Source organism: Roseibium sp. R5 (assembly GCF_055755305.1).
This window is the reverse complement of sequence record NZ_CM146910.1, coordinates 4960820-4979814: the sequence shown is the minus strand read 5'-3', so window position 1 is coordinate 4979814 and position 18995 is coordinate 4960820. Positions and strand designations below refer to the sequence as shown.

14 protein-coding genes are annotated in these 18995 nt (G+C 57.2%); 5 read left to right on the top strand and 9 right to left on the bottom strand.

Features of this window, described 5'->3' with window-relative positions:
- Window positions 1-157: 157 nt before the first annotated feature.
- Window positions 158-1441, bottom strand: a complete 1284-nt coding sequence (gene urtA / locus AC0J4F_RS23340; protein ID WP_473024909.1) for an urea ABC transporter substrate-binding protein — start codon at window positions 1439-1441, stop codon at window positions 158-160.
- Between the two features lie 390 nt (window positions 1442-1831).
- Between urtA and AC0J4F_RS23335 the strand changes: the two genes are divergently transcribed.
- From AC0J4F_RS23335 to AC0J4F_RS23320, 4 genes are all read left to right on the top strand, one after another.
- On the top strand, window positions 1832-5224 hold the full coding sequence (locus AC0J4F_RS23335; RefSeq protein ID WP_473024908.1) for a hybrid sensor histidine kinase/response regulator: 3393 nt from the start codon (window positions 1832-1834) through the stop codon (window positions 5222-5224).
- Entirely contained in the window at window positions 5217-6125 is a 909-nt protein-coding gene (locus tag AC0J4F_RS23330; protein WP_473024907.1) for a response regulator, read from the top strand. The genes AC0J4F_RS23335 and AC0J4F_RS23330 overlap by 8 nt, the downstream gene beginning before the upstream one ends.
- 117 nt (window positions 6126-6242) lie before the next feature.
- The gene (locus AC0J4F_RS23325) at window positions 6243-7271 is read left to right on the top strand and encodes an AraC family transcriptional regulator (RefSeq protein WP_473024906.1); all 1029 of its coding nucleotides are present in this window, start codon (window positions 6243-6245) and stop codon (window positions 7269-7271) included.
- A gap of 117 nt (window positions 7272-7388) precedes the next feature.
- Complete coding sequence (locus AC0J4F_RS23320; RefSeq protein ID WP_209173705.1) at window positions 7389-8498, top strand: acyl-CoA dehydrogenase family protein; 1110 nt, start codon at window positions 7389-7391, stop codon at window positions 8496-8498.
- A gap of 71 nt (window positions 8499-8569) precedes the next feature.
- Here the strand turns inward: AC0J4F_RS23320 and AC0J4F_RS23315 are convergent, their stop codons facing one another.
- Both AC0J4F_RS23315 and AC0J4F_RS23310 read right to left on the bottom strand, forming a co-directional pair.
- Window positions 8570-8866 (bottom strand): AzlD family protein, encoded by a 297-nt coding sequence (locus AC0J4F_RS23315; RefSeq protein ID WP_209172991.1) that lies wholly within the window; start codon window positions 8864-8866, stop codon window positions 8570-8572.
- Window positions 8859-9611, bottom strand: coding sequence for an AzlC family ABC transporter permease (locus tag AC0J4F_RS23310; protein ID WP_473024905.1), 753 nt, complete (start codon window positions 9609-9611; stop codon window positions 8859-8861). The genes AC0J4F_RS23315 and AC0J4F_RS23310 overlap by 8 nt, the downstream gene beginning before the upstream one ends.
- Before the next feature lie 140 nt (window positions 9612-9751).
- Here AC0J4F_RS23310 and AC0J4F_RS23305 point away from each other — a divergent pair, with 140 nt between their 5' ends.
- Window positions 9752-10300 (top strand): helix-turn-helix domain-containing protein, encoded by a 549-nt coding sequence (locus AC0J4F_RS23305; protein ID WP_133947818.1) that lies wholly within the window; start codon window positions 9752-9754, stop codon window positions 10298-10300.
- Between the two features lie 60 nt (window positions 10301-10360).
- Here the strand turns inward: AC0J4F_RS23305 and AC0J4F_RS23300 are convergent, their stop codons facing one another.
- The 6 genes from AC0J4F_RS23300 to AC0J4F_RS23275 all read right to left on the bottom strand — a co-directional run bounded on the left by AC0J4F_RS23300 (window position 10361) and on the right by AC0J4F_RS23275 (window position 18191).
- A complete protein-coding gene (locus AC0J4F_RS23300; protein WP_133947816.1) occupies window positions 10361-11533 on the bottom strand; it encodes a trypsin-like peptidase domain-containing protein in 1173 nt (390 codons plus the stop codon).
- A gap of 353 nt (window positions 11534-11886) precedes the next feature.
- Window positions 11887-12861 (bottom strand): hypothetical protein, encoded by a 975-nt coding sequence (locus AC0J4F_RS23295; RefSeq protein ID WP_473024904.1) that lies wholly within the window; start codon window positions 12859-12861, stop codon window positions 11887-11889.
- A 294-nt stretch (window positions 12862-13155) separates the two neighbouring features.
- A complete protein-coding gene (locus AC0J4F_RS23290) occupies window positions 13156-14442 on the bottom strand; it encodes a tyrosine-type recombinase/integrase (protein WP_306149386.1) in 1287 nt (428 codons plus the stop codon).
- A gap of 642 nt (window positions 14443-15084) precedes the next feature.
- The gene (locus tag AC0J4F_RS23285) at window positions 15085-15660 is read right to left on the bottom strand and encodes a transcription termination/antitermination NusG family protein (RefSeq protein ID WP_306149385.1); all 576 of its coding nucleotides are present in this window, start codon (window positions 15658-15660) and stop codon (window positions 15085-15087) included.
- 987 nt (window positions 15661-16647) lie between these two features.
- On the bottom strand, window positions 16648-17259 hold the full coding sequence (locus tag AC0J4F_RS23280) for a hypothetical protein (RefSeq protein WP_473024903.1): 612 nt from the start codon (window positions 17257-17259) through the stop codon (window positions 16648-16650).
- Window positions 17256-18191, bottom strand: a complete 936-nt coding sequence (locus AC0J4F_RS23275; protein ID WP_473024902.1) for a helix-turn-helix domain-containing protein — start codon at window positions 18189-18191, stop codon at window positions 17256-17258. Before AC0J4F_RS23275 ends, AC0J4F_RS23280 begins: the two co-directional genes overlap by 4 nt.
- Window positions 18192-18995: the final 804 nt, after the last annotated feature.

Genomic DNA, 18995 nt, shown 5'->3' with positions numbered 1-18995 from the left:
ATCCGCCAATCATCCTGCGGATCCGCATTCACGGCGTCTCGAAGGATGAGGTTCCTTTCGGGGAGATGGGCAACAGGAGATCACCTGTTCTTGGCGACTGGGAAGAAAACGGGACGGGCCCCCATCATTGCCCGTCCCGCATATTCCAGCCCTTAACTTAGGAGCCGGATCCACCGCATTTGCCGGTTGCGGTGTTGAAGTTGCCGCAGGATAGCGGAGCGCGCCAATCCGCGATCAGGTCCTTGGAGCCATCCAGGTAATCCGACCAGGCATCGCCGACAACGAGACCGGAGGTTTCCCAAACGGTTTCAAACTGGCCGTCGTCCTGGATTTCACCAATCAGCACCGGCTTGGTGATGTGGTGGTTCGGCATCATGGCAGAGTAGCCGCCGGTCAGGTTCGGAACGGACACGCCAACGATTGCGTCAATGACAGCGTCCGGATCTGTAGTACCGGCCTTGTTGACAGCCTCAACCCACATGTTGAAGCCAATGTAATGGGCTTCCATCGGGTCGTTGGTCACACGCTCTTCGTCACCGACAAAGGCTTGCCAGGTTTCGATAAACTCTGCGTTGGCGTCTGTGTCGGCGGACTGGAAGTAGTTCCAGGCTGCCAAGTGGCCGACGAGCGGGGCGGTGTCGAGGCCGGCGAGCTCTTCTTCACCCACGGAGAAGGCAACAACCGGGATGTCTTCCGCTTTGATGCCGGCGTTGCCGAGTTCCTTGTAGAACGGAACGTTTGCGTCACCGTTGATGGTGGAGACCACGGCGGTCTTTTTGCCAGCTGACCCGAAGGCCTTGATGTCGGAGACGATCGTCTGCCAATCGGAATGACCGAACGGCGTGTAGTTGATCATGATGTCTTCTTCGGCAACACCCTTGGCCTTGAGATAAGCTTCAAGGATCTTGTTGGTCGTACGCGGATAGACGTAGTCGGTGCCGGCCAGAACCCAACGCTCGACGCCTTCTTCGTTCATCAGGTAATCAACAGCCGGAATCGCCTGCTGGTTTGGAGCGGCGCCGGTGTAGAACACGTTGCGCTGGGATTCTTCGCCCTCGTACTGGACCGGGTAGAACAGAAGGGAATTCAGCTCTTCAAAGACCGGAAGAACGGATTTGCGGGAGACGGACGTCCAGCAGCCAAAGACCGCATCAACACCGTTCACTTCGATGAGCTCACGCGCCTTTTCGGCAAACAGCGGCCAGTCGGAAGCCGGGTCGACGACAACAGCTTCGAGTTTCTTGCCGAGAAGGCCGCCCTTCTTGTTCTGCTCTTCGATGAGCATCAGCATGGCGTCTTTCAACGTGGTCTCGGAAATCGCCATCGTGCCGGAGAGCGAGTGCAGAATTCCAACCTTTATGGTTTCCTCAGCTGCGGCACCGCCGATCATGGTGGACGCCATCAGGCCGCCCAGCATCAGTTGCTTGAATGTCTTGGTCATTGACTTTCCCCTCTTGAGTGACGTCACCAGCCCCCATGCCGGTGCGAGGCGGCTGGAAGGAGTGCCGCTGTCGGAGAAAGATCGTGCGGTGGTTTGTTGCGGTGCGGTATACGTCAATTGACGTAAGTTGCCGGTCGCTGTCGTCTAAGTTTTTGAAATTATGAGTGTAATTTTGGCGAGTTGTCGCGTGGACTGCTCAGGCATGGAAGGTAACCCGACAAAATCACTTCTATCACCCTATCTGCAGATTGGCGGTGGCTGCTTCCTCTCAAAGGGCTGGCGCAAAACTTGCTCTGCTTCATCAAAACGAAAAAACGCGGAGCGCAAGTGGGGAATGGAGGCTCGGATCTGCCTGCAGAAAGGGCGGCTGCCTATTATTGAGGCAGCTCAGTGACGGCGCGCCAACGCATCGTGCCGATCCGGCGCCAGTATAACAAATGGGTCAACAATCAGACCCTTGAGGATTATGCGCTCCGGTTCACCGCCAAGGGCGCACGGAAATTCTCATCCCGTGCCATCTCCCAAACGGCCATTGGGGCCATATCTTTCCTTGCTCTGGAAGCGATCGGTGGAGCGATCACGCTCTCCCACGGAACGGCGAACGCCTTCCTTGCGATTTTCGTCGGAAGCTTCGTCCTTTTGATCGTCGGCCTGCCGATCAGCCGGTATGCGGTCCGTTATGGCGTGGATATAGATCTTCTGACCCGCGGGGCAGGGTTTGGCTATATCGGATCAACAATTACATCGCTGATCTACGCCAGTTTCACCTTTATTCTCTTCGCGATCGAAGCCTCGATCATGTCGGGAGCTTTGGAGTTTGCATTCGGGATACCGCTTTGGCTCGGCTATATCATCAGTGCCGTCGCGGTCATTCCGCTGGTCACTCATGGCATCACCTGGATCAGCCGGTTTCAGCTGGCGACCCAGCCCTTCTGGATCATCCTGAACATTCTACCCTTCGTCTTCATTCTGTTTACAGACTGGCAGGCCGTGGGCACCTGGCTTAGTTTTTCCGGCATTGATCCGGCAACTGGTGCGCCAAAAGCCGCACAAAGCGGTTGGGACAGCATCAGTCTGATCAGCTTTGGCGCAGCATCCGCCGTGATCCTGGCCTTGATGGCACAGATCGGAGAGCAGGTTGATTTTCTGCGGTTTTTGCCGGCCACTGACCATGGCAGGAAGCGTCACAGGCTGGCAGTATTCCTCGCTGGACCCGGTTGGGTCATTCTCGGTGCGCCGAAGATGATCGCGGGGTCGTTCCTGGCGGTTCTTGTCTTGTCTCACGGCGTGCCGGTCGAGCATGCGGACGATCCGTCGAGAATGTACACCGTTGCGTTTGGATACATGATCCCCAACGAGACAGTTGTGCTGTTGCTGATGGCGGCCTTTGTTGTTGTGGCGCAGCTCAAAATCAACGTGATGAATGCCTATGCGGGCTCGCTTGCCTGGTCGAACTTCTTCTCCCGTCTGACCCATTCGCATCCGGGCCGGGTTGTCTGGCTCGTGTTCAATGTGGTTATCGCGCTTCTTTTGATGGAGCTGGGCATTTACCGGATGCTGGAAGAAACGCTTGGTGTTTTCTCAATCATCGCCATGGCCTGGCTTTCAGCCATCTCGGCTGATCTCTTCATCAACAAACCTCTCGGTCTTTCCCCGCCCGGTATCGAATTCAAGCGGGCGCATCTTTATGACATCAACCCTGTCGGCACTGGCGCGATGCTGCTTGCCGCGGGTTTGGCGCTCGCCGCCCAGTTCGGGTATTTTGGTGAGGTGGCCGCAGCTCTCTCGACCTTCCTTGCCATGGCTATTGCGTTTGTTGCCGCGCCGCTCATCGCCTGGGCGACCAAGGGCCAGTACTACCTTGCGCGCAAGCCGCGCAAAAGTTGGCAGGCGCGAGATCACATAGCCTGTTCCATTTGCGAGAATCCTTTTGAGCCGGAAGATATGGCGTACTGTCCCGCCTATCAGGCCCCAATCTGCTCCCTGTGTTGCTCGTTGGACGCCAGGTGTCATGATTCCTGCAAACCTAAGGCGCGCCTGAATTATCAGCTCGGGTCGGTGGCCGGCGCCGTTTTGCCTGTGCCGGTGATGGAGATGTTCCAAACCCGGCTTGGCCGGTATGCCTTGACGGCCGTCTTTGGTATCGCTGCGATTGGAGCCGTGCTCTGGATCATCTATGCCCAAGCCGTCAGCCGCCTTGGGGATCCAACTGGGATTTTGGGCGAAATCGTTGCCCTGATCTTCTTCGTCTTCGCAATCGCGGCTGGTATCGCGTCCTGGTTCCTGGTGCTTGCGCATGACACCCGCCATGTGGCTGAAGAAGAATCCGCCCGCCAGAACGCTCTTTTGCAGAAGGAAATTGACGCTCACAGTGTCACCGATGCCGCGCTTCAAAAGGCCAAGGAAGACGCGGAGGCCGCCAATCTTGCAAAAAGCCGCTATGTGGTTGGCCTCAGCCATGAGCTGCGAACGCCTCTCAATGCAGTTCTCGGGTATGCCCAGGTTTTGGAGCGGGATGAGGCGCTGCCGGCAGCCCGAAAACCGGCTGTGACGACCATTCGCCGAAGCGCCGAGCACTTGTCCGGCTTGATAGACGGATTGTTGGATATTTCACGGATTGAGGCCGGCCGATTGCAGGTCTATTCGAATGAGATCAATTGCCACGAGTTCCTTGATCAAATCGTTGACATGTTCCGAATGCAGGCGAAAGCAAAGGGACTGGACTTTCATTTCGAACGGGCTGACAACCTGCCGGTGATCGTGCGCACCGACGAAAAGCGTCTGCGTCAAATCCTGGTCAACCTGTTGTCGAACGCCATCAAGTTTACGAACGCTGGGCACGTGTCCTTCGCCGTGACCTATAGGTCGCAAGTTGCGAGCTTTGTGGTCGAGGACAGCGGCCCCGGCATCCCCCTCAATGAACAGGCAAAAATCTTCGAACCCTTCGCACGCAGTGCAACCCAGGAGACCGACAGGATCCCAGGCTTGGGGTTAGGGCTCACGATTACAAAGCTGCTGACCGAAACGCTGGGCGGCGCCGTTGCGCTCTCCAGTTCTGAGGGACACGGCTCCAGGTTTGAAGTCCGGCTCATGCTGGCTGCAGTCGATAAGCCTGTGACAGCGGTTCGCCGTGAAAAACGGATCAGCGGCTACGTGGGGCCTCGTAAGACGATCGCGGTGATCGACGACAACCCGGACCACCGGGCACTGGTACGCGATATCCTCGACCCAATTGGCTTTGTTGTTCTCGAGGCTGCGAGTGCCAACCAGTGTGTTGAAGTTGTCTTGCCCCTCAAGCCGGACCTTTATCTTGTAGACATCCTTATGCCCGGGACAAACGGCTGGGAGCTGGTCAAGGACCTGCGGATGAAAGGGGAAACGGCCCCGGTCATTATGCTGTCGGCCAATATTGGTGATCAGGCGCTGAAACCGGAAGGGCCAACCAATCACACTGCGTCGCTCGCCAAGCCGTTTGATATTCACCAGCTGCTCGACCTGATTCAGCAGCACACGGGTGTCGAATGGAGCGAACATGCGCAGGTGGAATCAGATTTGGCACTTTCTCAAAGCTCTGGATTGACGTCGCCGGGAGGGCGCCATGTTGCCGATCTGATCAATCTCGCTGAAATTGGCTATGTTGAGGGGATTGAGGCGAAGTTGACGGAGCTGACCGAAGACCCGGTCAACGAGCCGCTGGTTCGAGCGCTGCAGGAGCATCTGAGCCGGTTTGATTTTGAAGGGTACAAGGATGTGTTGAACGGATTAGAGAGGCAGGATGGATAACCGCCGCGACACCGTTCTTGTGGTTGACGACAGCCCGGACTCCCTCGGCTTTGTGACAGAAGCTCTGAAAAAGACCGGCATTGCGGTCCTGGTTGCGACCAGTGGTGAAGCAGCTCTCTCCATTTGCGAGCGGGTAACCCCGGACACAATCCTCATGGATGCAGTGATGCCGGGGCTCGACGGGTTCGAAACCTGCCGAAAGCTCAAGGAGAACCAAGGCCTTCAGCATGTACCTGTGATCTTCATGACAGGGCTTTCGGAGACGGAACACATCGTAAAGGCACTGGATTGCGGCGGGGTCGACTTTCTCACCAAACCCATTGATGTTGATGAGCTGAAGGCCCGGATCAAGGTGCATTTGCGCAATGCCCGATCCGTTCAGAGCGCACATGTTGCAATGGACGCGGCTGGGCGCCACCTGGTTGCCGTCTCCTCGGAAGGAGCGATCCTTTGGACCACGCCCCAGATCCACACCCTTTTGGCGCGGACTGGTGCTGTAGATGCAACGCTTTTTCAGCTGGGCCGTGCGCTTGGCGAATGGCTTGAGGGCAGTGCAGATGCGCCACGGCGCGGCAGCTTTATGTTGGGACTGTCTGAAGAATTGGCCGTCCAGCTCTATCCTCTCGGCCGCGTTGGGCCGGATGAGAATCTCTTTCGCGTGACGGCGGAAGACGAGGAGGGGCAAGTTCGGGCGCTTCAGACCGAGTTTCAGCTGACCCAGCGCGAAGCGGAAGTCCTGATCTGGATTGCCAAGGGCAAGTCCAACAAGGATATTGGCGAAATCCTGAACCTGAGCCCACGAACGGTGAACAAGCACCTTGAGCAGATCTTTGTAAAGCTTGGGGTCGAGAACCGCGCCTCCGCCGCGGTCCGGGCTGCAGAGGTCATGTTCGCGCTCTAAATTTCCAGATCCGAAAACCACGCTCGACCCGCCAGTTGTGGCAGCGGGATGGACATTTATGCCTGTTTCTGGCACTCAAGATGATTATAATTGACATAAACTGACAAATCACGGGTTATGACAACTGCATATTCAGGTCTGGTGGGCAATCTCTTGCAAGGTTATGCCGAGGCTGGGTACAGTCAGGCAGATGCACTCACCGCGGCCAAGCTTGAGTGTTTGTCGGATGCGCCGACAGCGCAGGATTTTATCCGCCTCAGCCGCGCAATCTCCCTTCAGATGAACGACGAGTTCGCCGGGCAGCTGGAGCGGCCTCAGCGCATTGGGACGCTGGCCCTTATGGCAGAACATGCTTCCCGCGGACAGACGGTCGGTGGCGCGTTTTCGCGGCTGGCGGAATTCATGAACATGCTGGACAACACGTTCACTGTGACATTCTCCACCGCCGGTTCAGAGTGCCGGTTTCAGCTCAAGCGCACGACCCCAGCTTTTCCGAAGTCGGAATTTGGTATTGAGGCTATATTGGTGCTGATGCACCGGCTGACGGGGTGGCTCGCCGGTAAATGGGTGCCGCTGTCGTCGGTCTGGTTCGACTATCCACGGCCGGCCTGGGCGTCAGGCTGCGGCGAACTCTTCCCCGGCGCATATCCCTCGTTTTCCTCAGAAAGCAGCGGCTTTTCTATGCCGGTTGATGTTCAGGCCTGGCCTTTACACCGGAGTGAGGAGGCCGCCGTTGCCTGGGCCCGGCGCACGCCGATGGATGCCTTCATGCCCGTGGCTTTGCTTCAGGATGTGTCGCAAGAAGTGGCGGGGCTGATCGAAGCGGCGATCGTTGAAAACAGGCCGCTGCCGTCCATGGATGAACTTGCCAGCCTACTTGAGGTGCCGGTCTACACGCTGCGACGCCGTTTGAAAAAAGAAGGCGTCTCACTTCCAGATATCCGACTTCAGGTCAAGCGAGACCACGCCCGTGCGATGCTGGCGGAAACAGACGAGAGTATCGAAGCCATCGCACTGCGCCTCGGATTCAGTGAGACCAGTGCTTTCATTCGTGCTTTCAAGGAGTGGACTGGCGTGACACCACGAACATACCGGCAATCCGGACGTCTTCAGGTTCCTGTGCCGGGTCATCGCACATTCAGATAGAAATTGACAAAAAGTAACAAGTGCGCCACCTTTCCGTAAACGTAAGAATTGGACCCTTGGGAGGTTATCGTGTCTGTTTTTGCCGCCACCGCATCCTGGCCTCAGGAAGAGCACCGAATGTTCTATGATTCAGCGTCGCGTTTGCTGGATGATGAAATGGTGCCGAATATCGAAAAGTGGAACGATCAGGGTGTTGTTGACCGCGAGTTCTGGACCAAGACCGGCGAGGCCGGAATTCTGGGCGCTGCGCTTCCCGAAGAGTTTGGCGGCGCCGGAGCCCCGATCAGCTTTGATGCGGTGACGGCCTACCTCCAGGGTCGCAAGGGCGAGAGCAGCTGGGGTTTTTCCATCCAGTCGATCGTCAATCACTATGTTGCAGCCTATGGCACGGACAGCCAGAAAGAGCGCTGGTTGCCAAAGCTCGCCTCTGGTGAATATGTCGGTGCGATCGCGATGACCGAACCCGGTACCGGGTCCGACCTTCAGAGCGTCAAGACGTCAGCCGAGCTTGTCGGCAACGAGTACGTTCTGAACGGGTCGAAGATTTTCATCACCAATGGCCAGACTGCAGACCTGATCATTGTTGTCGCCAAGACCGACAAGACGAAAGGGTCCAAGGGCGTCTCCCTCCTTGTTCTAGAAACTGAGGGCGCAGATGGGTTCACGCGGGGACGGAACCTCAAGAAACTCGGCTGCAAGGCGAATGACACATCCGAGTTGTTCTTCGAAGACGTGCGCGTACCCCCGGAGAACCTTCTCGGCGGCGAAGAAGGGCAGGGCTTTTATCAGTTGATGAAGCAGCTGCCCTGGGAGCGGCTGATCATTGCCTGTCTGGCGCTGGGGGTGATCGACTTCGCGATCGATGAGACGGTTCGCTACGTTCAGGACCGCAAAGCCTTTGGTCAGCGGGTGATGGACTTCCAGAACACGCGGTTCAAGCTGGCCGAGTGCAAGACCAAGGCGGAAGTGCTGCGCAGTTTCGTAAGCGACTGTATTGCGCGTATGGACGAGGGCACGCTGGATGCGGCAACGGCTTCCATGGCGAAATACTGGGGTACGCAAGTTCAGAACGAGATCGCCAACGAATGCCTGCAGCTGCATGGCGGCTATGGCTATATGATGGAGTATCCGATTGCCCGCATCTATGCCGATTCACGAGTGCAGATGATTTATGGCGGCAGCAATGAGATCATGAAAGAGCTGATCGCCCGGTCCATAGACATCTGATCGGCTGCAGCGGCACCAGGTAATACAGTTAGCGGCCGGAGGGATCTTTCCTCCGGCCGTTTTTCAGTGCGTTAGAGCCCAAGGCTGCGAAGGGCCACGACACTGAATATCCCCGCCGAAACGCTGATGATCAGGGAAAAACGCAATGTCAAAACGCCTGCCAGGATGATCGCGATGGCCTCCGCGGGCCCCTCCGTCGTTGCGGCGGGGGCAACCAGCGCGGTGAGGACGGCCACCGGGACGGCATCGAGCGCAGCTTCCGCGCGGTGATGAAGCGCACCAAACCGCGACAGGATCAGATGCCCGCCGGTTCTTGTGAGGTAGGTGGCCAGGGCACACAGGCAGATGATCAGAACAGTGTTATCCATGGGACACCTCTCCTTTCGGACGGCTGAGTAGGGCGGCTGCGGCAAGGCCGCAAAGGCCGCCAATCGTGATGTGCCAGGGACTGCCGATCGTGTGGAAGGCGAGGGTTGAGGCAGCTGCACTGACCACCAGGATCACTCCGAACCCGCGGCGGGTGTGAAAACCGGCGACAAGGCCTGCGAAATAGATCGGAAGCATCACATCGAGACCGAAGGCGGCCGGATCTTCAATCAGCGACCCGAAAGCAGCGCCAAGGCAGTTGGACGTGATCCAGACGACATAAATTGCAGCTGCGAACGAAAAGTAATAGGCGGGCCGGAGGCCATCCCGCCCCGCGCGCCGCTCGGCTGCTGCATATTGCGGATCAACCAGAACGAAAAAAGCCAGTGCCTTCTGCAAGGTCGTAAACTTGCTCAAATGCCGGCCGACGGCGGCCGAATAGAGCACATGCCGGAAGTTCACCGCAAAGACCGTTAAAACGATAGACCAGGCCGGCACACCCTGGCCGAGCAAGTCAAGCATAACGAACTGACTAGCCCCAGCGTAAATGGACATCGATGTCAGCAGAAGCTCGCCAAAGGTCAGTCCGTTCTCCAGCGCAATGGCGCCGAATACGGCAGCAAACGGGGCAACGGCAAACAAGATGGGCAGGGCATCCCGGATACCGTCCGAAACATCGGATCGGAAGGTACTGGTTGGTTCGCCTGCGAAGTCGGGCGTTCCGCCGTCATTGCGTGTCATGCTCATGAGTGTCGCCTGAGAGATGCTAATTCGATAATGATCGTTCGATATAAAGAACAGGGTTTGAATAAATGAACAATTGGGTGGCGTTTGTCAAATCGAACATATGAGTGTTAAAACGAACGAACAACAAGAGACCACGCGACATGACACCGATCACCCTCATTGCAAAAGCTATTCAACGAGAAAGATTGAAAGCAGACATGAGCTTGTCTGCGCTTGCAAAGACCGCTGGGCTCGCAAAGTCGACCTTGTCCCAGTTGGAGGCGGGGCAGGGCAACCCGAGTGTTGAAACGCTTTGGGCGATCGCGAGTGCACTCAATATCCCGTTCAGCTTCCTGTTTGAGACGGGGACGACGGATAAAACACTCATCCGGGCCGGGGAGGGGGATCCGGTTGCCTCAGAAGCGGCCGGGTTTACAGCTGTCCTGCTGGCAAATTGCCCGCCTGGCCGCCGCCGCGATCTTTACAGGACCAGCCTTTCCGGCGGTGCGTTGCGGGCAGCTGAGCCGCATCCCGCAGGTACGATCGAACATGTTTTCGTGGCAAAAGGCGAGATCCGCGTTGGCCCCGCAGACGAACCGGAAACCCTCTCGGAAGGGGACTATTTCCGGTTCCCCGGCGATGTCGCCCACAGCTATGAAGTCCTCTCTGAAGAGGCTGTCATTCTTCTGGTGATGGAAAGCCCGGTCTAGGGTCAGTATCTCTTTCGAACGGGGCAGCCTTGGTCTCGTGGTCTGATGCCACATTGCGCGCTAGGCAATGTCAACGTATCCGACAATTCCCTCATAGGTGTATTGCGAGAGCGTGTTGATCACGTTGTCCCGTTCCGCTTGAACAGCTGTGTAGAAATGCGTTCCCGTTTCCGTATTAAAAAAACGATAGAGTGCAATGTCGTCGGCGTCCGCAGTACTGTGGAGGTGGTAGGCAACGCCTTCATAATTGAACTGAGGCAGAGTTGAGATCACTGAGTCGCGTTCCGCGGCGCTTGCTGTGAAGAAATGCGTGCCCGTATCTGTGTTGTAAAACCGGTAGAACTCGACCGCATTGGAACCCGTGCTGTCGACACTCTTATAGGCGACGCCTTCATAGCTGTATTGGGATGAACTCGTGTTGATCGAGGTCGCCTCGGCAAAAACCGAGGTGTAAAAATGTGTCCCGGTCGAGCTGTTGTAGAACCGATAAACACCGTCTTCGACCAAGTCGATCGTTACCGTGCTGCCGCTTGATGTGGGATCAAACCTGCCGCCGGACAGTGCCACATCGTTGTCGCGAATGTAGTCGCGCAACCAGTACTCATGGCCGGCAATATCAACAGCTGCAATGCCGGTGGAGACAATTCCGACCACATAGGGACCATCACCGTAGTCATAGAATATTGGTCCGCCCGAGTTGCCGCTGTTGACCTCAAGGTCTCCGTTATAGAGAAACGCGTAATCGTTGAAAGGCGCGTTGCTGACGGAGCCGGTGTCATACATGGGTTGACGGCCATAGATGCCCGGGTAGCCCAGAACACCCACGTTCCCGCCATTGAACCCGTAGTCCATTCCCATCCAGCCATAAACGTCTCCGGCTGCCTCACTGAGAGTGAACAGAGCAATATCAAGCTCGGTCTCTCCAAGTGTGCCGGAATTGAAATCGCCCCAATACAAGCGTCCATCGGCGTCTGGATCGAAATCTGGAAAGTAGTGAACTGTCGACCATTCGACAGTGTCATTGAAAAAGTCGTCGGGATCGTAGGACGGGTAAAGCACAATATCGTCGGCAATACCCCAAATGGGGTCATAGACGACATGGGCTGCCGTCAGGATGTCGTTGCGTCCAACGAGAACACCGCTTCCGGTATACGTTCCGTATCCGTACCAGGTCGCTTCGATGTAGATGCCGGTTGTCGCCGGATAAATGTCGTCATCAACTTCGTAGGTCATCCTGGCCTCGAATATTCCTTGATATGGTGATGAGTACCTTCGACTTTCAAAACAGGCGGAGGCCGACCAACGGGGAGCTGACCGCCCGGTTCTTCGAGCACAGATCGGCCAGTTTCCATCTTATCTGAGGTGAAATTTAGGCCGCTTGAATGCTGTGTTGCTGCCAGCGACGCTGTCAGAACGGCCGTAGGGAATAGTCGACACAGGATACGACCCGTTCATACCGGTTTCGCTGGCGGTGCTCTGCGCTCAGCTGAGCCGAGGAGGCTGTCATTCTTCTGGTGATGGCAAGTCCGGTATGAGCCGTTGATGGTTCTGGTGCCACATACAAGTGACAGTGTTGGAGCAACCGCTTAGAGAAGTCCCCAATCTCGGTCTTCTGCAAGACCAAACATCAACATATGGCTGAGCGGATCGATCCCGGCATTGGCCACATCCGGGTTTGCGTTCAAATAACGATCCCCGATGAAGTATTCTGAGGGGCTTCTTCCCTCGCGCCATCCGTGATCAAGGTAGTGCGTAAGCGGGTTGATGTCCGCCGCGGCGACATCCGTGTTCTGTGCCAAATACCAGTCCGTATCGAACCAGCCATTGGGGTCACGGCCCTCCCGCCAGCCAAAGGTGTTGTAGTGCGCTGATCCGTCCAGCAGGGCGGCGGCCACATCATCGTTTTCCTGAAGGTAAAACACCTCATCAACACCGGCGTCCAGAACAGCGGATGTCCTGATCCCTGACCCCTCAACCAGCCCTGTCTCTTCACAGTGATTGGTGCCTTCGGGATTGGTGAAGTTAAACGCTGTGAAGCCGAGGCATTTCAGTTCAAGTTCAGCCTCTTCAAGGTATTGCAGCACCGGATTGCCATCGGTGGGGCCGCTTGCGACATAATCAAACACCTCGCCACTTGCCAGCAGCGATGTGCTGGAGGTTGTGGCGCCCAAGGTTTTGAGACCATTCAGAGTCAAGACGGCAGTTAGGAACTCCCATTCGGCACGGGATGTCTGATCGTATTGATAGAGGATCGCGTCACGGATCGGTGCCATGATTGCGAGGGTGCGGGCGTATTCAACGGTGTTTGGATCGGTGATTGGCGTATCCGACAGCACCAGCAGTTCACCTCCGGAAAAGGGGGCTGCGGCGGCGGATTTCAAATTGCCGCTGCTGTCGGTGACCTGATTGTATCCGTAAGAGATGAGGCTGGTATCAAGTTGGTGTTCGCCGCCTTCAAAGATCAGCGGCTCGCCCGTACGGGCGCTGAGCAAGCCGAAAGCCCAAAGCCCGGAAAGATCTGTCGCGGAGATGGCGGAAGCTTTAGGTTCCAACAAACTCATCTCGCGGCGCCCCCCGAATGATCATGTATTTGAGGGCATTGCGTAATGCTGCCCCTGTCAGGATCCTACATCATTGACGGCATAAAGCCCATGAGGTCTGAACAAGGCTGTTTCTGGACCTGAGTGGAAACTTTTTCGCAGAGGCAATCGCGCGCAGTTGAACTCTCGCGAAGCCACTTCGAGCACGATGCGCGTTGGTATTTAGATCGCTGGAAATGGTGCTGCCGGAGAGATTTGAACTCTCGACCTCTCCCTTACCAAGGGGGGGGTCTAGTTCTGATTTGTGTAATTTTGTTAATTACTTGCTGTCGTGGCGTCGTTTGTGTGTGTCAAAGACTTGCCGAAATCATCGAAGTTTGACACGACCGACCGGCGGAATTCTGGCACGTCGTGCGTGTATCCGATGACCGAGCGCGGGTCGAGCCAGCCGCCCTGTTCCATGGCGGCGCGGATGTCGCCGTCGCGCAGCATGCGGCTTGCCAGCATGTGGCGGAACCAGTGCTGCGTCATGGATTTCAAAAGAACCGCATCGGCTTGCGCCTCGTTCAGGATTGCCTTCTTGCGCGACGTGTCACCGAGCTTTGCCGCTGCCTCCTGGGCATCGTTCAAAACGGCTTCAGCGGCGCGGCGCTTGGCCGCGTTAAAACCGGTCTTGTTCTGGCCGCCCCATGCGCCGCCCGTGTCAGTGTAGGGCTTTCGCCGAAAGGTGAGAAACAGCGGCGCCTCGCGGTCGTGCAGGTTGCCGCGCCACTTGACATAGTCGCGCAGGATCGCGGCGGCGGTCGGATGCAGGGCCGCGTCAACCGGTTCGCCGTTCTTGGTGTCGTGAAAGGTGATCTGCTCGCGGCCTTCGGCTAGAATGAGGTCGCAGACTCGGCACCCATGCAGCACCGAAGAGACGCGGGCGCCCGCTGACCATTCTACCGCCATCTGAGCCCGGATGGTGATATGCGCGGACATCATCAGGCGCGCGATCAGATCTGGCCGCAACTCCTTGATGCGGCGGCGCGTGCGCCGGTTCGGGTTGCGGGCGCGTTTGTCCCGGTCAAATTCCGGAAGTTTTTCCAGGTTGTGTTTCTTTCCCTGGCAAAACGACAGGAACGCCAGCAGTGCGTTCAGATAGCGTTCTCGAGTAGCGGCGCTATTGCCTTTCTGACGCTGGTCCACATGGCGCTGCCACTCTTCTTCGGAAATCTCGTTTAGACGCCGCAGTCCGAACCGCTGGACAATTTCTTTGATGATGTCGATTGTGGTTTTGCCGATGGCTTTCTGGCGCGGGCGGGTCACGTAGTCGTTGGCGGCGACCGAAACGTAAGAACCTTTCGTGCGCTCGCCGGCCGCTTCCGCGATGATTTCGGTTTCGATGCGCCGGCATTCCTCGATTGCAGCGTCCTCGGAGACGCGTGCGACTGAAAGGCCAAGACTTTTTCTAATGCGGATTGAGCGTCCGCGAGTCCGGACGGTGCCGTGAACGTGCCAGACGCCGTCACGGTCGACCGGGGCGAGCCCGCGAGCACGCCGCCCGGCTCGCTTTCCCGCGCGATTGCCTCGCAGAGATCCTGAAGGTTTTGCCGTGTCCAAAGTCTCGTCCTCCCATGGCGTCGGTGAAACTGAAACAGCTGTTCGCCCGGCCGGCGCCGGCCGTCTTCGGCCAGTATTCCGTTCAGCCAGCGCAAAGACTTGCGTATGTGCTTTGCCACTTCCGACACAGTGAAATACTGCGTCGCGGTAGGGTCAAGCGTTTGCTTGCTGGACATGGGGTTCGCGTTCCTGATTTCGTCTGCCCGTCGCCCTTTGCGGTTCACGGGGTTGTGCTGTTAGGGCGGCACTACTGTGTGACCGGGTCGAGGCTCGGTTCCAAGCGCCACTGATCGAAGGCGTGCTCGTCTTCCGTTCGCTACACGCGTGCATCCGTGCAAAGCGTGTATCGGTTGAAGACCCCTCTACTGGTAAAATCTTGGGAGCTTTCCGCCCGTCGGCGGGCGTGCTTTGGATACGGTCCCTAGTGTCCTCGCCCTTCGTCTTGCCTGACATCGTCACGAGAACGCTTTGCCTGCGAGGCGCTTGATTTAGTGGCGCATGCGCACAGGCAAAACCATGTTGATGGTCAATTTCCAGGGTCGGCCCAATGCGACTTTGACCGTTTTTATAGGGATGATCCCATCTGACTTCGGCTTTTCGATCGGACACCGTGCGCTTCCCGCCCGCGGGAAACCGATACGCTCAACTCCCCAGATCGTCGACGGATGCGACAACGGGTGTTTTGCGGCCGAAGATGGCAACCTCGCCGCGAAAGGTTGCGGTCGCTTCCTCGTATCCGGTGATCTCGACATCGAACCCGGCAAACGGTCCTTTGATCAATTGCAGCGTCTTGCCGAGTTGGATAAATGACCCGTCAGGGATGCGCTCGCCTGTGTTCAGTCTATCGATTAGCGACACCATTTCATCGCGCCCGATCAGATAAGGCTTGCCGGATTTATTGAGAGAAACAATACCTTCGACGCCGTCGCAGTTTCGAACATGCGCAAAGTCTTGGCCCGCCTTCGGATCAATGCCTGCAAACAGGTAACGCGTGAAGATTGGCTTGCGCACGGTCACCTTTCGCTTTGAGCGGGCCTGCTTTCGCTCGAATTGCTCTTCCGGAAGATGGGCAGCGATCCCTGCCTCGGTGAGGCTCATGAACGCTCGCCGCTCGCAATTCGGGTTTGTGTAAACCACACACCAAAGCAGTCGATAACGCCTCACCAGGGTTTTGAGTAGTTCGATTTCAGGGTTCAGCTTTCTTTTTACGACACTCATTTCGCCGCTTGCCTTTCCGTGATTGTTGCGTGGTCTTGCCGGAAACAATCAACTGCCGCGCGCGGCTTCCAGCGGGTTTGGATAGGTTTCGAGAGCGTCCGACGGCACCGGCACGTGTGCTTAGGTGACGACACGCTATGACGAGGGGATGTTCACATGAGACGTCGGCGCCGGCGGTCTCTTCCGCCGCGCGTTAACAGGCATGAGTTAGAACTTCTGCACCTGGCAGGGACGCTATTTCCAGCACCTTCTAAAGCGTAGGCACAACTGAGTTTGCGACGGCGGGAACGCCGTTTGTGGGTCTGTGCTCTAGGAGGTCACAAACGCCGGAGTTTTCAATCAGCGTCCGGCTCCGCAGATATTCGTCGCTGAGGACGAAATCCATGTCCGTTCGCAGTTCCTGAAAGATCATCGCCTAAGCAGATGCTCATAGGCGAGCGCAAGGAGATTGAGCGCATTGCCTGTAGCCAGGGAGACGGACCCGCCACTTCGGGTCGCTGATTATTTAGGTAAGTCAGCTCTTAGACGGGAACCCCAGTGACGGTGCGTTGAGCAAACCGATCTCCTCAAATTCTCAACCTTAGACGTTTAGCTCTCAAGTTTAAGTTTAGGCTTGGAATTTAGCGTCAGACTGACGAGATCCCGGGAGCTTTCCGCCCGTGGCGGGACGAGGTGGTTGTACGGTCCCTAAAACGGGTCATGGCCATCGCCAGTGACTGGTATCGTAGCAAAAAGGCCCGCTGACTTGCGAGCCGTTCGTTTGGCGGTTGAATTTGGTCCATAGAACACCGTCGCGCCAACTCCGCCCCTCCGGCGTCTTTTGTTGGCTGGGTTCATCGCCTCGCGCACTCTGTTTGGAATAGCGGCAGCGGCACGCCCAGGTTCGAGGGATCCGACGAATCGTCCTGACCCAAGTAGATCTCAAAGCTTCCCTAGCTTGTCAACGTCGAGCGTCACTGTTGCTAACCGGGATCTTCATCAATTGGCTCACTCCGCCACCTGGCTTGCCGGGCACCGCAGCATCTCTTTCATGGCCGATTTGACACGCTCACGTTTGGCGTGAATGCCGTTGATCATTCTTGAGATCATCTGATCGAGGGCACTGCCATTGGCAAGGGTGCAGTGTTCCTCGATCTTGGCGTCGGTGCGCGATGTCTGCGCCTTGCAATCGTCGATTTCCCTACCCGTCGGCACGCGCTTTTTGTCCTGGACGAACTCCAGGAGGCAGACGATCCAGTCGCCGTCGCAGGCCCGAAGCGCAACCTCCGGCACGTCGGCGGCCAGGATGCGCATCGCTGCCGCTTCGGGCAGTCGTGGTCCGTCCGCGGGTACAGTGATGTTGGGTCGCGGGTTTTCCGCCGCCAGCCGCTTTGCCCGAGCTGCCTCGCAGGCTCTTATGCAGTCGCGCAAAAGCGGCCAGGTTTGGTTTTCGGCATTGGTCGACAAGTGGTCAGCCGCCGCCAAGAGATCCTCTTGCTCAAAGCTGGAAAGCTTGTCTTTCAACAGCCGGAAATACGCGTTCTCATCGGCGCCCGGTGTACGCTTGAAGACACCCAGAAGCGGCTTGATGAAATGGGCTTGCGCCGGCGAAATCGTCATGCCTCATCCTCCCCAAAAACCTCGGCAATAGCCGCTTTGATCCTTGCGCTTTGCGCATCGTGCTCTGAAACGAACCGGTCCTTGCCGCCAGAACCGGCAGCAGCCCCGGACTTGCCGTTTGCCGCATCGAGCCGGGCTTGCCGGTGTCTGGCGATGGCCTTGGTGAAATAGCTCAGCGATGCGGGCGGCTCGGCCCTGATGCGGCAAATCCCGGTGATGGTCGGGATCACATCCAGGTCAAAATCAAACCCGGCTGCGGCCCATTGCGTGATCAGCCAGACATCGCCCGTCCAGTGCGGGTCGTCCCAACCGATGCCCATCGCCTCGCAAACGCGCTTGCCGCGGTCGACGAGGTCGGTCTCGGGCAGTGTATCGGTTTTCCGTGAAACACCCTCCTCGCGGGCAAGCGCGCGCGCGACCACCCCACTTATTCGTTTATCTTGGGTCGTTAACATTGGTGCCCGTTCATAGGCGGGCAGGGGGTGCCCACTCATGGGTGGGCAGGGGTGCCCATCAGTGGGCAGAGGGTGCCCATATATGGGCAGGGGTGTTTCACGGAGTTCTGGCTCACTTTCAGGCGTGAGTTCGGCCGCGTTTTTGCTGTCGACTTCCAGCGAACAATCGTTTCCGTGGTCGGCCTCTTTCGGGTCGATCACCACGCGGTAGTCATGTGCCGCGGATGCCCCGGACGCGCGCTCATTGACCCTGAATTCCAAGTAGCCGGCCTCATAAAGACGATCAAGCGCGCGCTGCAGCGTGCTGCGTCCGCAATCCAGCTCTTTCGACATCTTCACCTGACTGCGGCGGCACCAGCCATTGTTGTCGGTATGCCGCCCCAAGAGGCACAGCACCTGCAGGTCACGCGGCTTCAGCCGGCGGTCGGTAACCGCCATGGCCGGGATGATCGAAAACCGTTGCCGCCCGAGGCTCATTCCGGCGCCTCCTTCAAAGTGTGGTCGGGAAAGTCAATCGCCAGTGCGATGGTGGTCAGTCCGTAACGCCCGCTATTGCTGACGGCATGGCGCCCACGCGCCTCCAGGCAACAAAAAAGGCCCGCATCAAAGCGAGCCGTGTGCATCGTCTTCTGGTTTTATTCCATATGAACCCATCGCACCAACTCCGCAGGTCCTGCGTCTTGTGTTGGCTGGGTCCGCCGCTTCAGTCGTCTATTAGCGTCTGGCCTTGCGCCAGCATCAGGTCCGAAGGGTCCAACGAATCATCCTGATTAAATCAGATATGCCCAAATCCCCAGATCGTCAACGGGTGCGACAAGGAGCGTTTTGCGGCAGAAGGCGGAAACTTCGCCGCGAAATGTTTTGGCCGCGTCCTCGTAGCTTGTGATCTCAAGATTGAACCCGGCAAATAGTCCATTGATCAATTACAGCGTCTTTCAGACCCAGACAAATGGCCCGCCCGGGCCTCGGTCGCCTGTATTCCAATGTTCAATCGGTGACACCATTTTATCGTGCCCGATCAGATAAGACTAGCCAGTTTTATTAATAGAAACAATATCTTCGACGCGATCTCGCCTACTAACATGCGCAAAGTCATGACCCGCTTTGGGATCAAATCAAGCAAGTAAACAGATAGCGCGTGAAAATCAGCTTGCTCGGAGCCGCTTTCCGTTTCAAGCGCACCTGCTGTCGCTCGTGTTGCTCTGCCGGATGATGCGCAACGATCCTCGCCTTGGTGAGGCTCATGAACGTTCGCCGCTCGCAGTTCGGGTTCGCGTAAAC

Coding starts and splice junctions, on each gene's coding strand:
- AC0J4F_RS23285 (WP_306149385.1), bottom strand. CDS start 15,660: ATGAGTGTCGTAAAAAGAAAGCTGAACCCTGAAATCGAACTACTCAAA.
- AC0J4F_RS23315 (WP_209172991.1), bottom strand. CDS start 8,866: ATGGATAACACTGTTCTGATCATCTGCCTGTGTGCCCTGGCCACCTAC.
- AC0J4F_RS23295 (WP_473024904.1), bottom strand. CDS start 12,861: ATGAGTTTGTTGGAACCTAAAGCTTCCGCCATCTCCGCGACAGATCTT.
- urtA (WP_473024909.1), bottom strand. CDS start 1,441: ATGACCAAGACATTCAAGCAACTGATGCTGGGCGGCCTGATGGCGTCC.
- AC0J4F_RS23320 (WP_209173705.1), top strand. CDS start 7,389: ATGTTCTATGATTCAGCGTCGCGTTTGCTGGATGATGAAATGGTGCCG.
- AC0J4F_RS23275 (WP_473024902.1), bottom strand. CDS start 18,191: ATGAGCCTCGGGCGGCAACGGTTTTCGATCATCCCGGCCATGGCGGTT.
- AC0J4F_RS23325 (WP_473024906.1), top strand. CDS start 6,243: ATGACAACTGCATATTCAGGTCTGGTGGGCAATCTCTTGCAAGGTTAT.
- AC0J4F_RS23310 (WP_473024905.1), bottom strand. CDS start 9,611: ATGAGCATGACACGCAATGACGGCGGAACGCCCGACTTCGCAGGCGAA.
- AC0J4F_RS23280 (WP_473024903.1), bottom strand. CDS start 17,259: ATGACGATTTCGCCGGCGCAAGCCCATTTCATCAAGCCGCTTCTGGGT.
- AC0J4F_RS23330 (WP_473024907.1), top strand. CDS start 5,217: ATGGATAACCGCCGCGACACCGTTCTTGTGGTTGACGACAGCCCGGAC.
- AC0J4F_RS23305 (WP_133947818.1), top strand. CDS start 9,752: ATGACACCGATCACCCTCATTGCAAAAGCTATTCAACGAGAAAGATTG.
- AC0J4F_RS23300 (WP_133947816.1), bottom strand. CDS start 11,533: ATGACCTACGAAGTTGATGACGACATTTATCCGGCGACAACCGGCATC.